18 protein-coding genes and 1 pseudogene are annotated in these 12,411 nt (G+C 58.6%); 14 read left to right on the forward strand and 5 right to left on the reverse strand.

Annotation, left to right across the window (positions count from 1 at the left end; translation table 11 throughout):
* Positions 1 to 2: 2 nt before the first annotated feature.
* Positions 3 to 242 carry a hypothetical protein gene (locus NGM29_RS13600; RefSeq protein ID WP_254156868.1) on the reverse strand — a complete coding sequence of 80 codons (240 nt, stop codon included), beginning with the start codon at positions 240 to 242 and terminating at the stop codon, positions 3 to 5.
* Positions 239 to 493 carry a hypothetical protein gene (locus tag NGM29_RS13605; protein ID WP_254156869.1) on the reverse strand — a complete coding sequence of 85 codons (255 nt, stop codon included), beginning with the start codon at positions 491 to 493 and terminating at the stop codon, positions 239 to 241. Before NGM29_RS13605 ends, NGM29_RS13600 begins: the two co-directional genes overlap by 4 nt.
* A gap of 467 nt (positions 494 to 960) precedes the next feature.
* Between NGM29_RS13605 and NGM29_RS13610 the strand changes: the two genes are divergently transcribed.
* Complete coding sequence (locus NGM29_RS13610) at positions 961 to 1,209, forward strand: winged-helix domain-containing protein (RefSeq protein WP_254160569.1); 249 nt, start codon at positions 961 to 963, stop codon at positions 1,207 to 1,209.
* A 3-nt stretch (positions 1,210 to 1,212) separates the two neighbouring features.
* Here the strand turns inward: NGM29_RS13610 and NGM29_RS13615 are convergent, their stop codons facing one another.
* On the reverse strand, positions 1,213 to 1,995 hold the full coding sequence (locus NGM29_RS13615) for a hypothetical protein (protein ID WP_254156872.1): 783 nt from the start codon (positions 1,993 to 1,995) through the stop codon (positions 1,213 to 1,215).
* Between the two features lie 346 nt (positions 1,996 to 2,341).
* Between NGM29_RS13615 and NGM29_RS13620 the strand changes: the two genes are divergently transcribed.
* Positions 2,342 to 2,779: a type IV pilin domain-containing protein gene (locus NGM29_RS13620; RefSeq protein ID WP_254156873.1), complete on the forward strand. Its 438-nt coding sequence runs from the start codon at positions 2,342 to 2,344 to the stop codon at positions 2,777 to 2,779.
* A gap of 237 nt (positions 2,780 to 3,016) precedes the next feature.
* Positions 3,017 to 3,474 (forward strand): annotated as a pseudogene (locus tag NGM29_RS13625) (site-specific integrase).
* Between the two features lie 21 nt (positions 3,475 to 3,495).
* Here the strand turns inward: NGM29_RS13625 and NGM29_RS13630 are convergent.
* A complete protein-coding gene (locus tag NGM29_RS13630; protein WP_254156875.1) occupies positions 3,496 to 3,999 on the reverse strand; it encodes a hypothetical protein in 504 nt (167 codons plus the stop codon).
* A gap of 73 nt (positions 4,000 to 4,072) precedes the next feature.
* The gene (locus tag NGM29_RS13635; RefSeq protein WP_254156876.1) at positions 4,073 to 4,264 is read right to left on the reverse strand and encodes a DUF8053 family protein; all 192 of its coding nucleotides are present in this window, start codon (positions 4,262 to 4,264) and stop codon (positions 4,073 to 4,075) included.
* Between the two features lie 121 nt (positions 4,265 to 4,385).
* On the opposite strand from NGM29_RS13635, the gene NGM29_RS13640 reads away from it, so the two are divergent.
* The 11 genes from NGM29_RS13640 (at position 4,386) to NGM29_RS13685 (ending at position 12,155) form a co-directional block, all read left to right on the forward strand.
* Positions 4,386 to 4,820: a DUF8023 family protein gene (locus tag NGM29_RS13640; RefSeq protein WP_254156877.1), complete on the forward strand. Its 435-nt coding sequence runs from the start codon at positions 4,386 to 4,388 to the stop codon at positions 4,818 to 4,820.
* Positions 4,821 to 4,836: 16 nt separating this feature from the next.
* Complete coding sequence (locus NGM29_RS21180; protein WP_256548166.1) at positions 4,837 to 4,962, forward strand: hypothetical protein; 126 nt, start codon at positions 4,837 to 4,839, stop codon at positions 4,960 to 4,962.
* Positions 4,963 to 5,496 carry a PGF-CTERM sorting domain-containing protein gene (locus NGM29_RS13645; protein ID WP_254156878.1) on the forward strand — a complete coding sequence of 178 codons (534 nt, stop codon included), beginning with the start codon at positions 4,963 to 4,965 and terminating at the stop codon, positions 5,494 to 5,496.
* Complete coding sequence (locus tag NGM29_RS13650) at positions 5,496 to 8,399, forward strand: Env/VP5 family phage fusion protein (RefSeq protein ID WP_254156879.1); 2,904 nt, start codon at positions 5,496 to 5,498, stop codon at positions 8,397 to 8,399. The genes NGM29_RS13645 and NGM29_RS13650 overlap by 1 nt, the downstream gene beginning before the upstream one ends.
* A gap of 2 nt (positions 8,400 to 8,401) precedes the next feature.
* Positions 8,402 to 8,959 carry a DUF8063 family protein gene (locus NGM29_RS13655; protein WP_254156880.1) on the forward strand — a complete coding sequence of 186 codons (558 nt, stop codon included), beginning with the start codon at positions 8,402 to 8,404 and terminating at the stop codon, positions 8,957 to 8,959.
* The gene (locus tag NGM29_RS13660) at positions 8,956 to 9,747 is read left to right on the forward strand and encodes a hypothetical protein (RefSeq protein ID WP_254156881.1); all 792 of its coding nucleotides are present in this window, start codon (positions 8,956 to 8,958) and stop codon (positions 9,745 to 9,747) included. The genes NGM29_RS13655 and NGM29_RS13660 overlap by 4 nt, the downstream gene beginning before the upstream one ends.
* A complete protein-coding gene (locus NGM29_RS13665) occupies positions 9,744 to 9,950 on the forward strand; it encodes a hypothetical protein (protein ID WP_254156882.1) in 207 nt (68 codons plus the stop codon). The genes NGM29_RS13660 and NGM29_RS13665 overlap by 4 nt, the downstream gene beginning before the upstream one ends.
* Entirely contained in the window at positions 9,947 to 10,276 is a 330-nt protein-coding gene (locus NGM29_RS13670; RefSeq protein WP_254156883.1) for a hypothetical protein, read from the forward strand. Before NGM29_RS13665 ends, NGM29_RS13670 begins: the two co-directional genes overlap by 4 nt.
* The gene (locus NGM29_RS13675) at positions 10,266 to 10,436 is read left to right on the forward strand and encodes a hypothetical protein (RefSeq protein WP_254156884.1); all 171 of its coding nucleotides are present in this window, start codon (positions 10,266 to 10,268) and stop codon (positions 10,434 to 10,436) included. Before NGM29_RS13670 ends, NGM29_RS13675 begins: the two co-directional genes overlap by 11 nt.
* Positions 10,433 to 11,614, forward strand: coding sequence for a hypothetical protein (locus tag NGM29_RS13680; protein WP_254156885.1), 1,182 nt, complete (start codon positions 10,433 to 10,435; stop codon positions 11,612 to 11,614). Before NGM29_RS13675 ends, NGM29_RS13680 begins: the two co-directional genes overlap by 4 nt.
* Before the next feature lie 157 nt (positions 11,615 to 11,771).
* Positions 11,772 to 12,155: a PD-(D/E)XK family putative nuclease gene (locus NGM29_RS13685; protein WP_254156887.1), complete on the forward strand. Its 384-nt coding sequence runs from the start codon at positions 11,772 to 11,774 to the stop codon at positions 12,153 to 12,155.
* The last annotated feature ends 256 nt before the right edge of the window (positions 12,156 to 12,411 follow it).

A 12,411-nucleotide genomic window follows, 5' to 3' on the forward strand; every position in this document is an offset into this window, starting at 1 on the left:
GCTCACGCCGAACCAGCCTCCGATCGGACGGCCTCGAGGAGTTCAGCTCTCTCCTGGTCGTCGAGTCGTTCGTCGACGATCTCGACCAACCAGGTGGAATCGGCTCGACGCGCTGGCCCAAGCCCATCGCCCACGGCATCGACGGCTTCGGTGGCCGTCTCCACGTTTCCGGTAGCGAGTTCACAGAGTGCTTTCCGGGCGACTTGCTGGACTCGAGTCCAGTGGCGTTGCTCGTAGATCACGCCGAGCCTCCGTAAAGCGTCTCGTACGGGCCGACTTGCGTGAGCAACTGGAGATCATCGCGGTGGACGATATCGCCGGTCACCAGGTTTCGAAGTTCCTCGAACTCGGGCTCGAGGTCGTCGCTGTACGTACGCGCGCACTCGGCGCACCAGAAGTGCCCGTTCGTCGCTTCCCAGTTCCGATGGCCGGCAGGACAAGCCCACCGCCATCGATCTACTTCGTCGTCTAAATCAATCGTCGTCTCCGACATCGATCGATTCTGAGGGAAGACGTGACAAAAGGCGGATTCCTTGGATGGTGAGTGAAAGTGAAAGTTTAACTGCGATAGCGTTTCGAGGCGGTGAGCATAGTCTCGAGGCCCAAAGCACCGGAATCGGTGACTGTTCTCTCGACTGAAAGTAGTTCGTCGATACGATCGTCGTCTGTCGGGGACTTTATCTCCCCGCGAAGTGCGTCTTAACATGCTTCCGTAGTCTGGATACGGAGGCCAGGCGGATCGGTGCCCCAAACACCGGGTCTGCGTTTTGCGAGGACCCGACCGGGCAGCGGTGGGTCCGTCTGGCGTCCGTTGATCGCTTCCGAGACACCCCACTGACTTATAGTTTAGCGTATTTCCGCTACTGATGTGGCACAAATACAATCATCTGCCAGCGAACCGACTGCAGTTAAACCGTCTGAGTGGGTTGAACGGACTGAATGCGACCCCGCCCCGAGTGGATGAGTCTGAAAGACGGCCTGATCCTCGAGTTTCTCGCGGAGCATGATCTCGAGCTTCCGGCGAAGCCGTTGTATAAGAACCTCAACCGCCACGGGCACCAGATCGGCTACTCGACCGTTCGCCAGCGACTCAACGAGTTAGAGGACCACGGACTGCTCGAGCGCGCTGACGACGGAGGATACTACGAAATTTCTGATCGCGGGCGGGCGTGGGTCGCGGGCGATCTCGAGGCTGACGACCTCGAGTAATCACTAAATCACGCTTCCGAGGTTTTCAGCGGCCGCTTTCGAGAGGTTGACGTTCTTTTCTGAAACGGTGACCGGCCCCCCGGTGACGTCTTGGATAAGCGCTGCCAACTCCTTGAGATACGCCCTCGAGCGTTCCTCCCTGAATTTGAGGATGGAGCCATGGGCATGGGCGCGGTTCTCGAGATAGCAGACGACGAACAGTCGTCGGACTTCGTCGGGTGCGCCCTCGAGGTACGTGGGCAACTCGAGTTCACCAACGGCTTTCGACCCCACGGGTGCACCGAGGCTGGCGAGCACACGCCCCAGAACACGGCCATCAGTCGTCGGTCGGGCTTCGTCCGCGCGGCCCGTGCGCTCGAGAAGATCGTAGTCGACGCCGGCGAGCTCGAGCGCGTCGATCACGTGGCTCTCGTTGCCGCGTCGGTTCAGGGCGAACGTTGGGGTGTAGTTCTCGCGGGCGATCGACCCGCCCGAGAAGACGTTCGCGATGAGTGAGTTCAGCGCGTCGAATTTTGGATCGTCGTACTCGAGATTGAGCCAACCGTGTCGGCGTGCTGCTTCGATGCAATTGACGGCATCGGGTGCACCGCCGTCGTCGATCCACGTTCGTAAGCGGGAGCGCGGGAGATCCAGCGCCGAGGCGGTCGCGCCCGATTTGACGTCGTGTTTCGAGGCGTAGCGCGTCGCTTCTCGGTACTGCTCAACGATCTCGAAGGCATCCTCGTAGGCCCCACCGTCGAAGGTTCGCGCCAGATCTTCCTCGGTCACAAACACGCTGTCGGTCATTGATCGAGTGATGGATGGTGTTGTGTAATAGGATTCGGATTTCGACAGTACAGGAGGAAATCGCCAGACGTGAACGTTTCAAGGGGGTGCTGTAGGCCTTCCATGAGTCGCTGATTATCACATCTGAAACCGTCTAAGAATCTGTGAAGGTCATTTATTTAGACCCGGCCACAGGGTTTATTATACAGCCGTTAAGTGAGACTATCAGCACAGGTGCGACGCGAAGAACTGACGGTGTGGGAAGGTGAGTACCCCCAACCCCATCCGCCGACTGACTCGACACCGGGTAAGTCAATAAAGTTTCTGACCGTTCACATCTGATGCGCGTAATAGAACAACGATAATCATGGACCTGAAGAAATACAGAAGCAAGCTAATCGGAAACGAATCGGAGCGAGCAGTCTCTCCTGTCATCGGAGTGATACTCATGGTTGCGATTACGGTCATTCTCGCGGCTGTGATCGCAGCGTTTGTGCTTGATCTCGGTTCAAGTGCAGGCGGTGCCCCTGTAAATGCAGTTGTGGACTCTGAAGTGGACAATTCAAGCGATCCTGGGATAGTGACTCTCAGGGTCAGAGAGATGGGTAATGCTGAAAAGTTTGAGCTCCGTGGTGATGGAGTCTCTGAACTCGATGATGATGATGTATCAAGCCTCAATGCAACAGGAGAATCTATAGAATTAGATTATGGCACTCCTGGAGGCGACACTAGCGAGATATCCGTTGTCGCGATCGATGGAGAGGACGAATCAGTCGTGGAAACGGTTGAAATCAACCACGACTAATATTCAGCATTAAGTTTCCTATCATATAGTTATTTTATAGAAATTCGGCTCAGGTCATTTGCCTCAGCCACGGAGCTGCATTTTCTTATTGAACGGAAATATACTCTTGGATGGATAATAGGGTTAGTGTCCGGTAAGGAGTAGATCTCGGACGTAAAGTGGCCCGATCGGGCCGCCCATCGCACCAAAACACTCACTATACACCGGGTTGCCGTCCGCCTTACTCGCAACCCGGACATGAATCTCCAGCAACATCGCAACCGCGACGACATGAAAGTCTGGCTCAGTCAGGCCGAAGTTGCACAGCTCCTCGAGGCCGCCACCGATACCCAACAACGACTCTCTTACTCCCTGGGTGCTCGCTGTGGGCTTCGGTCACACGAAATTCTCGATGTCTCGCCCGAGGACGTCGTCGACACCGACGCGGGGACGATGCTACGGGTATGGCACGGAAAAGGTGACAAGTTCCGTGAGACGCCCGTTCCCCGCGATCTGGCGACGACGGCTGGCTCTATCTCGGGATGCACGACCTCCGGCGCACATGGGCGACCGCGCTCGCAGCTGCCGACGTCGATCCGCTCCTGGTGATCGACTGGGGTGGATGGAACGACCTCGAGACGTTCCTTGAGCACTATCGTGGAACGTACTCACCGGAAGCTCAACAGCGAGAACGCAAAAAAGTCGACTGGCTTTAATCGGAGTTTGAACGGACTCTGCTATCGTCCTTTGCCACGGCCGCCACCAGGTGAGACTTCGTACGTACCAGCGGTCGTGATAACGTCGCCAGCACCGTTCTTCCCGTTATCTAAATCTTCGTTGAATTCGATCTCGATCTTAAATTCGTATTCTCCGGGCGACCGTGGCGGGATCGTGTAGCGCCAGTACGTCGTCCAGCCGTTCTCTTCCTCGTTGATACCTCCTCGATAGGAGTCAAAATCGTCTATCGGTTCTCCATCGATCCAGGCGCGAACTTCGTATTTCCCGAGGAAATCCTCGAGTTCTTCCTTGGTTGGCGAGATCCACCCAAGCCGGTGGGTGATCCAGTCACCCGTCGACACCTCCTGGGGCTCTGGAGTCGAAAACGGATGGATGGATACGCTCGAGACGTTATCGTTCGGTGGAAGCCGTCGACCGGACTCTGCAGCGGCCAGACCCGAAGCGGCTATCGTACTACCGAGCGCTACCGATCCTGCGTTCACAAGGAGTTGTCTGCGACGCATAGTAGGAAATTTGACCTAATTATCTAATATATTCCGGTCAGGAAACATAACTGATGCTGAAAATATAACGCTGTTATTTTTCGCTAAAAGTAATCTCGACCAATTCGACGATCCATTTCCCTTCGTCGACGTGGCGAATATGCGCGTGGTGTTCGCCTTCGACTTCACCGTTTTCGTCGAGAATTCCCTCGAGGCGGAGGTCGTCTTTCGGGAGCGTAACACCGGCTGAGTTCTGGTCGAGCTGGCGTAGTTTGTTCAGTGCCATAACCGGCGGGCAACCCGCCTTGGTATAAAGGTTGCTGACAGTCTGTTTTACCAATGAATACCCGAGGTCTCGCCTATGAAATACGGAGTTTTTCGACCCGTTGGGGCGCCGCTACGGAGGTATGGCACTTAGCCTACCGCAGAACATGGTCCCCGGCGCGGTTCGCCGGGAGGACGGAATCGACCTGATAGACAGCGTGCTCGCGCCGCTGTTCGTACTCGCGTCGGTCTCGATGGTCGGCGTGGTCTCGATTGCGTTAAACGCGCCGTTCAACGTCGGGATGGACGCAGCACTCTACGCCGCCCACGGCACCGAGATCACCTACGCGTTCATCGTCTCGATGCTGACGCTCGTGACCGCCTGGGTCACGAACGGCCAGACGACGCTCGAGGACTACACCGACATCGAGACGGTGACGCTGCTGCTGGCGTTCATCCTCAACATCCTCTCGGCGCTCGTACCCGCTGTTTCGTACGCCGTCGACTCGATGTGGTATCTCGGCTGGTTCATCGTTCTGCTGAACGCTGCCGCGTTCTACCTGATCGCGTACAAGTAACCTCGAGATTCAATTCATGCAATTCACGAAATTCAACGGCACGAAAGCGGAGTGGTACGATTCGACGATCACCGGCTACATCATTACGGCCTCGGCGCTCTCGATCGCGCTTACCGGGGTGATGGCTGCGGGGGTGGTCTGAATGCGGCCCACGCCCACGACTGGCCGGCTCCTCTCAGTGGTGGTCGTCGTGCTCGCGCTCGGCGCCGGCCTCCTGGTCGGCCTCGGCGCCGCGGATACGAGCGAGCTGCTCAACGAGACGGTAGAGGTCGACAACGAGTCTGATCCGCTGACGCTCGAGGTCGAGTTCGTCGACGAGTTCAACGACACCAACATGACCGAGACGGGCGTCGACGTGACGTTCTACAACGAAACCGAGTTCAACGAAACCGGGACGAACGCGACGGTCGCGCACTCGCTGACGGTGAACGGCACCGAGAGCGATACCATCGTCGAGGAGGTGTACTTCGAGGATCACGCGGCGCTCGAGTACGACACCGAGTATCGGCTGATCGTCGAAGGCGAAGATGCTGACGTGGAGCGCGTCGAAGTGTCCGGCGGCCTGCTCGGTGGTATCCTCGGATACAACGCCGATGGTTCGCCCGGCTTCGGTGTCGGGGTCGCGGTCGTAGCGATCGCGGCGGCCGGCATGGCGCGTGCTCGAGGAGGGAGCTGATGTCGTCGGCCCAACGCCCAAAGCCCACCGCCGAGACGTACCAGCACGGGATCACGCTCACCCGGCGCCGGGCGCTCCAAGCGTTCGGCGCGGTGATGGTCGCCGGGGGCGGCGCGGCCGCCTCGAGCGGAACGGTCGCCGCAGACTTCGGAGTCGTCGATGGTATCAAAGAGGCGGTGTCTGGCGCTGCCAAATCCGGTTACCTCGCGGCGGCTACGTCACCGATCGGCCTCGCGCTGTTCGTCGGCGCTGTCGGTGTCGATTACTTCTTCGACGACACCAATACCGACCCATCGGCTGATCGGCTCATCCTCCACCAACTCGTCCACAACGAGATTGCGTGGATGGATGCCCATTTTACCAACTTCGGGAACTACCTCGAGGACACGCGCCCGATCGCCTCGCTCGAGGCACGCCACGGGATCGCGTCGGCCTGGGAGGCTGGCGAAGGTTCGTCGACGGCCTACGACACGGCGCTCAAGCGCATTCGGCAGTACTACGAACTGGCCGAGTACAACCACCTGCACGTCGGCGCGAAAGCGTTGCTGCAAATGTCGTATATCGTCAATAGCGGCCTCGACACGGACCCGCAGTACAAAATCACGGGCCTCGCTGACTACGACAGCACTGACGACGGGACACTTGACTCGACTGTCCAGGTCCGGCTCACCGAAAACCGGACGGAGGAATTGTTCACGTTGCATGATGGAACTGCTCTCCAACCTGGTTCGTTCGAGCACGTCGACCACCTGGGCGGCACGATCTCGACACCTGCTGACGAGACAGAGATTACCAACGGCTCGGCGTACTTCCCTGAGTTCGAGCTGATCGAAGATCCGGACGGCGCGGCAAACGTCGTCCACACGCAGCCGGTCACGGACGCGCTGATTGACTCCTGGGACGAAACTGAGGAAACGGTCACGTTCACTGATGATGACGGGACAGAATACGTCTGGGACTTCCGACTGGTTACGCAAAACGTCGACGACGGCGTCGATGAGAATGCTTCCCTGCTCGCGTTCGACGGCACCGAATGGGTTCGAATGTTCCACGACATTCGGGGCCAGTCCGACACGGTCGTCGGCTGGTATGATCTCGAGTTCGTCGAAGACATCTATGCCGAACTTGACGCTGGGAACCTGACGCCCGAACAGGTTCGCTCTCCCGAAGGGATGGCTCGCTATCTCTCGGGAACCGACGATGTAGAAGACGAGCGGTTCCAAATCTCATGGATGCAGCAATTCGGCTTCGAACGGGCCGATCTGACGAAGGTCCGTGGTATGTCGATAACTTGGAACGGGGCAACTGAAACCTGGGTAAACCCTGATTCGAACCTCGATGACCGCCGCGTTCACCCCGATGCGTTCACGGAGGACGCTTCTTACTCGGGGGTGCTGTTCGGCAGCGATCTCCCTGCGTCCGGCTTTCAGACCGGCAGTCGGTACTATGTCGGCCCGCTCGTGTACGGGCGGGCTTCGGACGAAATCCGGGCGCTCGACCACTATACGCTCGAGATGCAGTACGCTATCGACACGGCCTACAGTAACGATGTGGCTGTCGGTGATGGCGTGCTCTACGCGGCTGGCGACGGCGTCGCCTGCCTCGATATTACGGACGGGTCCGAAATCTGGACGAGCACGGACACGACGACGGTAAATCAGATTGAGTATGCGCCGGAGGGCGATGTACTCGCTCTCAAACGAGGGGACAACACGGTTGCGATAATGGACCCTTCCGATGGTTCGATTACGCAGACGATCAGTGCTGCCGACGATATTGGTGGCATGGCACTGCTCGCTGACGGATCGACTGTCTACTGGTCTAACAGAGGCACCACTGACAACCTCGTCGCATACGACACGTCTGATGGGTCGAATATCTTTACAGAGGCCGACGTTCGGGCGTCGGACCTCTCGCTCTCTCCTGACGAGCAGTATCTCGCCCATACTGGCATCACCCATGACAGTTTCGCAGAAGTCGGTGTCCGAGACCCTTCCGACGGGAGCCATATCTGGGGTTCCAACGGTATGGAAACCAACAACACGCAACAGGTTGCGGCATCTGCTGAGTACGTTGCTGTCAGGGACAACGAGGGGAATCTCACCGGTTACGATATTACCGACGGAACCGAGGTGTGGGTTGACACGGTTTCGGGCGGCTCGCTGACGGCTTCGCCGGACGGTTACCTCGTCCGTGGCTCCGATTCGGAACTGGAAATACGCGATATGTCGGATGGTGCTGTTCTTCGGTCGGTCTTGTCTGGCCTCGGGTCTCCGACGTACCATCACGTCTCTGGTGAAATCGACGGCTTCGCTGCGAAAGCGGTCATGTTCGACGAGTCGACCAACGAGAAGAACGGCCAGGGACAGGTCGACCTCTGGCACGGCGTGCTCGAGGTCGTCGAGATGTGGGACGCTGGCGGAGCAGAGATCACGCACGTCGACGACCAAACCATCGCCGACATTGAAGGCCTCGAAGGAACGCCTGACTCGATCGACACGATCATTTCCGAGATGAACGAGTTTGATTCGGTCGACGACATTCGCTACGCACGGCACGTATTCGCGATCCTCGAACACTATGGGATCGAGGATTCGACGACCGTCTCAAACGACGGCGACGGCGACGTAACGACGACTGAACCGGACTACACTGACCCGGACTACGACTCGTTCGACTCGACGGAGTTCGCTGAGGCGATGGCTTCGCTCGAGGAGAAGATCGCGCAACTCGAGAGTGAAGAGGACAACGACGGCGGAAGCGACAACGATGATCCGCTGTTCGGTCCGATCTTCGGGGACGGCTTCGAAAGCGGCGGTCTCCTCGGCATCGGGATCATCGGCGTAGTGATCCTGGCGATCGTCGGGATCGTGACCGACCTCATCCCCGGATTGGGTAACTGACCATGAGACGGATTTTCATTTTCGCCACAGTCGTAGCGGTATCGCTCGCAATGGGCATGGGCAGTATGGGCGCGCTCGCACAGTCCCAGGAGAACTCCACGAACGAGACTGCCGCCGAGGACGGCATCCAGGCAGGCGAGGACTACGAGCGGGCGATCGACGCCGAAACGCGAATCGTCGATTGGTCCTACTCGAGTGGGCGGTTCACGCTTACCATCGAAGCCGACGAACGGCGCCGTATCTCGCTGACCGAAGCCGGTACGTTCGAGGAGGGGACGTCGTCGTTCAACTACGACGAGGTGCGCCTCGAGGAGGGCGAGAACACGATCACCTTCGCGGTCGCCGATCGGTCCGGCGCCGCGGTCGCGGTCGCTACCAGGCAGTCGCTTGCACAGGGAACCGGCGCGATCGTTTCGACGGGCGCCGTCGAGCAGAACCCGTTCCGTCACTTCGGCGGTGAGAGCGGTCTGTTTTCGGGCGTCATCATGACGACAGCGCTCGCAGGTATCGGCGCCGCGTACGTCGTCCGCTCCGAAGAGAGCGGGGTGGTGCAGGCATGACCGAGACGAGCGGAACGTTCTCGAGCTGGTCCGACCGCGTGACGTACCTGCTCGCCGAGAGCCAGTTGATCGTTCTCGGGATCATGGTCTCGCTCGGCGCTGCGCTGATCTGGATTCGACCGAGTGTCCCAGGTATCCCGCCGATCGTCTTCGGCTGGTTCGCCGCGCTGTTACTCCTGGGGCCGCCGCTGCTCGCGGTATTCGTCACGGGTGCACGGAAGCTCCGAAACCGGCACATGATTCCCGTTCACCACATCAACGGCGTCGAGGACGTCCGCGAGAAGTACTACGTCGAACCCGAGGTGTGGGCGAACAAGACCGTCGAAGGACCATCGCCGTACCAGTGCAACGACAACGAGGCCTTCGAGGTTCGCGAGTTCGAGTGGCTCGAGGACACGGATGACCTCATCGTCACCGGCTGTTATCAGTCGAATATGGCGGACTCGAAGCTCGTGACGCTGAAGGTGATGCTCGAGGACATCCACGGCGACCTCATCGAGGACTCGATCGCGCTGAACAAACTTCGCGGGCGCATCAGCAAGATGGGCGTCGAGATCGAGCGCGACTCGATCAATTTCCAGGCGGAGGCCGACGAGCGTGGGCTAATGGGCCAGCAGACCAGCGTGAAGAAACGCTTCGAGGCCGCTCGCGAGGAGGCAGACAAGTGGGACAGCGACGAGATTCGCGACGTCGACGACTACGCGATCGATTACGATCCGGCGGAGAACCCGCAGGGAATCACGTTCGAACCCGCTGAAACGGCTACTGACGGAGGTGTCGATTCGTGAGATACATCCACGACGGCGCGCTTCGAGACACGACGATCGATCCGCCGCCGGTGTTCGTCTTCGACGAGAGTCAAACACCAGCTCGAGGACGGACCAACACTGCGGCGCTCATGGCGTCGATTCTCGCCAAACAGCGACGACTCGAGAATCGGCCACTGTGTATCGGTCACGAAGACAAATCCGAATGGAGGTGGTCGGAATGACGATCGACCTCACCAATCGGGAACGAGCGATTTTCGCGATGACGTTCGCGGTTGGTCTTGTCGTGGGCTTGTGGGCCGGTCTGTTCATGCTCCCCGCGGAGGCGTTGAACGTTCCAACCGAGGAGCGGTCGACCGGACCAGGTGGCGAGACGGCCGAACGCGCGCTGTTCCTTCCGGTTCCACGGAGTTACTTTTTCGTGACCATCACGGCCCCGATTGTCGCCGCGTGGTATAGCTACGGACGGCTTCGAGAGGAGACGGAGGAGTCGACCGACGAAGACGCTCACGAGACGATTGTAGACGGAGGTACCTACGATGACGTGTGAAGAGCTGCGAGTTGGAATCTACGTGCTCGAGTGGGTAGACGTTGTTACAAAGCCTGTTCAGACCGATCTCATGCACGATCTCCTTCTTGACCAGGGCTTGAGACTGTGGATAGCCGCGCTCGAAGAAGGATGCGAATTTGCAGAACCGAGGAAACCATGACTGACAACAACGGCGCCGACCAGCAGGCGCTCTACACGACCGCACAGGCACGCGAACACCAGGAAGGCTACAGCGACAGGGAAAACCGCGAGATCCACGACCACGGCGGTGTCGTTCGCGACGAACACGTCTCGAGAGCGCTGTCGATCCGGTCGGTTCACTACGATCCGCTCGAGGCCGATCGGCCCGACAAGATGCCCGGCCAGTGCAAAGACCTTCGAAAACACCGCGACATCCGCATGGTCGAAGGGACTGAAACCTTCCGCCAGGCGCTCGAGAACGGCGATATGCCGACGATCAAGCACATGGTAGGCGACACCTCCCAGCGAGCGGACGTCTCAGGAATGAAAGCGATCGGCAAAGTCGACAACCTGATCGACGGCCCGGCGCCGGTCGTCGTCGTTCTGGGTGAGATGGGCGCCGGAAAGACCGACTTCGCCTGTCTGCTCGCACAGCGCTGGCGCGACCTCAATCGATCCGACTCGCTGCTCGGAACCAACATCCAGTCCCTCGAGGAAAAGAACCGCTGGGTCGACGACGGTGGCGACGTCCAGGACGGCTGGATTCCTGACTACGGCACTCTCATGGAATGGGTCGAGCAGGACGGCGACCCGCTCGAGCACAGCCAGCGCCCGAAACTGTTCATCGGCGACGAGTTCTCGAGCTCGGCGAGCGGCCAGGGCAAGCAGGGCTACGAAACCCGGATGAAAATGGCGCCGCTGGTGTACAAGATCCGCAAGTACGGCGGCGCGCTCATCTACATCGCTCACGGCGAGCGATCGATCCACCCGATGCTTTGGCGCGTCGGCACGATCGTCAAGAAGGTCAGCCAGAAGAAGGCGATCATCGCCGACTCGATTAGCAACGCGAAACTCGCGGACATTCAGGGCGAGATCGAAGGCATCCCGCCGACGGACCTCCGGTACAACACGAAAGAAGCGAGCGACTGGAGCTGGTCGCGTTTCGGCGACGAAACCGACGAGATGAACGCCGACGAGGCCGCTCGACTCACCGCGCTGTGGACGGTAATCCGCTGTAAGGAAGAGGGAATGACGAACCGTGAAACCGCCAAATTCGTTCCCTACAGCCACGGCTGGGTAGGTTCGCGCTGGCGGGAGTACCGAGACGACGGCGAACACGTCGACGCGATTTCCAAAGTAAACGAGGTTATCGCATGACTCCGCCGAGTTGGATTGGTGGATACGGATACGCAGACCCCTTTACTCGAGGCCCACGCCCATCGCTCGCTCCCGCGGGGAGCGAAGCGACCGATGGGCGGTCGTCGAACCAGGCGGAGGAGTTGATATATATCGGCGCGCGACGCGCGTGGTCGGCGTGAATCGCTCGAAGCGAGCGAACCACTTCGGGACGATCTGCGAGAAGCGGATGGCCCGGAAGCGACGGTTCGACCTCGAGCGTTCGAGTTGGCACGATGCGAAGTTTCAGAACGGGACTCCGGTGGAGATCAAGAGCACGATGCTCGAGCACAGCGATGGACAGCCAGGAAACTTCAAAGTCTACAAAGCGTATCACGATCGGTTACAGCGGGCGGATGGCTGGTATTGTTTCGTGGTGTATCGACCGCATGGCCGATCAGGACTGACGATCGTCAAAGACAGGATGTGCAAGGCCTCGAGCCTACCGTTGCTTCGATGGCACGGAGGCGGCGATCACCGTGGAACCAAACAAGCAAAAATTCAAATTGATAATCTCTTCTAACCGTCTCGATGACGGTATTGTTTATCCAAATCGAAAGATCTCAAGCCGAGAGTAGATCAGCAATTTCTCACTCTCTGCTTAGTTGGACTGGCAGATAGAATTGAATGGGTAAGGATAGCCATACACTATAGTATCAAGTTCGTGTATCTATTTGGAAGATAATTGATTGTGGTATGCATCCTCTTGAGACATATTGAGAAAGGTAGCCGTTTCTGAATATTATATACAGAAAGTCTTACAATACACTGGCACTATT

Source organism: Natronosalvus rutilus, from assembly GCF_024204665.1.
In the GTDB taxonomy this organism is placed as follows: domain Archaea; phylum Halobacteriota; class Halobacteria; order Halobacteriales; family Natrialbaceae; genus Natronosalvus; species Natronosalvus rutilus.

Excerpts from the sequence above, each read along its gene's own strand:
- NGM29_RS13605 (WP_254156869.1), bottom strand. The coding sequence starts at position 493 with ATGTCGGAGACGACGATTGATTTAGACGACGAAGTAGATCGATGGCGG.
- NGM29_RS13610 (WP_254160569.1), top strand. The coding sequence starts at position 961 with ATGAGTCTGAAAGACGGCCTGATCCTCGAGTTTCTCGCGGAGCATGAT.
- NGM29_RS13615 (WP_254156872.1), bottom strand. The coding sequence starts at position 1,995 with ATGACCGACAGCGTGTTTGTGACCGAGGAAGATCTGGCGCGAACCTTC.
- NGM29_RS13620 (WP_254156873.1), top strand. The coding sequence starts at position 2,342 with ATGGACCTGAAGAAATACAGAAGCAAGCTAATCGGAAACGAATCGGAG.
- NGM29_RS13630 (WP_254156875.1), bottom strand. The coding sequence starts at position 3,999 with ATGCGTCGCAGACAACTCCTTGTGAACGCAGGATCGGTAGCGCTCGGT.
- NGM29_RS13635 (WP_254156876.1), bottom strand. The coding sequence starts at position 4,264 with ATGGCACTGAACAAACTACGCCAGCTCGACCAGAACTCAGCCGGTGTT.
- NGM29_RS13640 (WP_254156877.1), top strand. The coding sequence starts at position 4,386 with ATGGCACTTAGCCTACCGCAGAACATGGTCCCCGGCGCGGTTCGCCGG.
- NGM29_RS21180 (WP_256548166.1), top strand. The coding sequence starts at position 4,837 with ATGCAATTCACGAAATTCAACGGCACGAAAGCGGAGTGGTACGATTCG.
- NGM29_RS13645 (WP_254156878.1), top strand. The coding sequence starts at position 4,963 with ATGCGGCCCACGCCCACGACTGGCCGGCTCCTCTCAGTGGTGGTCGTC.
- NGM29_RS13650 (WP_254156879.1), top strand. The coding sequence starts at position 5,496 with ATGTCGTCGGCCCAACGCCCAAAGCCCACCGCCGAGACGTACCAGCAC.
- NGM29_RS13655 (WP_254156880.1), top strand. The coding sequence starts at position 8,402 with ATGAGACGGATTTTCATTTTCGCCACAGTCGTAGCGGTATCGCTCGCA.
- NGM29_RS13660 (WP_254156881.1), top strand. The coding sequence starts at position 8,956 with ATGACCGAGACGAGCGGAACGTTCTCGAGCTGGTCCGACCGCGTGACG.
- NGM29_RS13670 (WP_254156883.1), top strand. The coding sequence starts at position 9,947 with ATGACGATCGACCTCACCAATCGGGAACGAGCGATTTTCGCGATGACG.
- NGM29_RS13675 (WP_254156884.1), top strand. The coding sequence starts at position 10,266 with ATGACGTGTGAAGAGCTGCGAGTTGGAATCTACGTGCTCGAGTGGGTA.
- NGM29_RS13680 (WP_254156885.1), top strand. The coding sequence starts at position 10,433 with ATGACTGACAACAACGGCGCCGACCAGCAGGCGCTCTACACGACCGCA.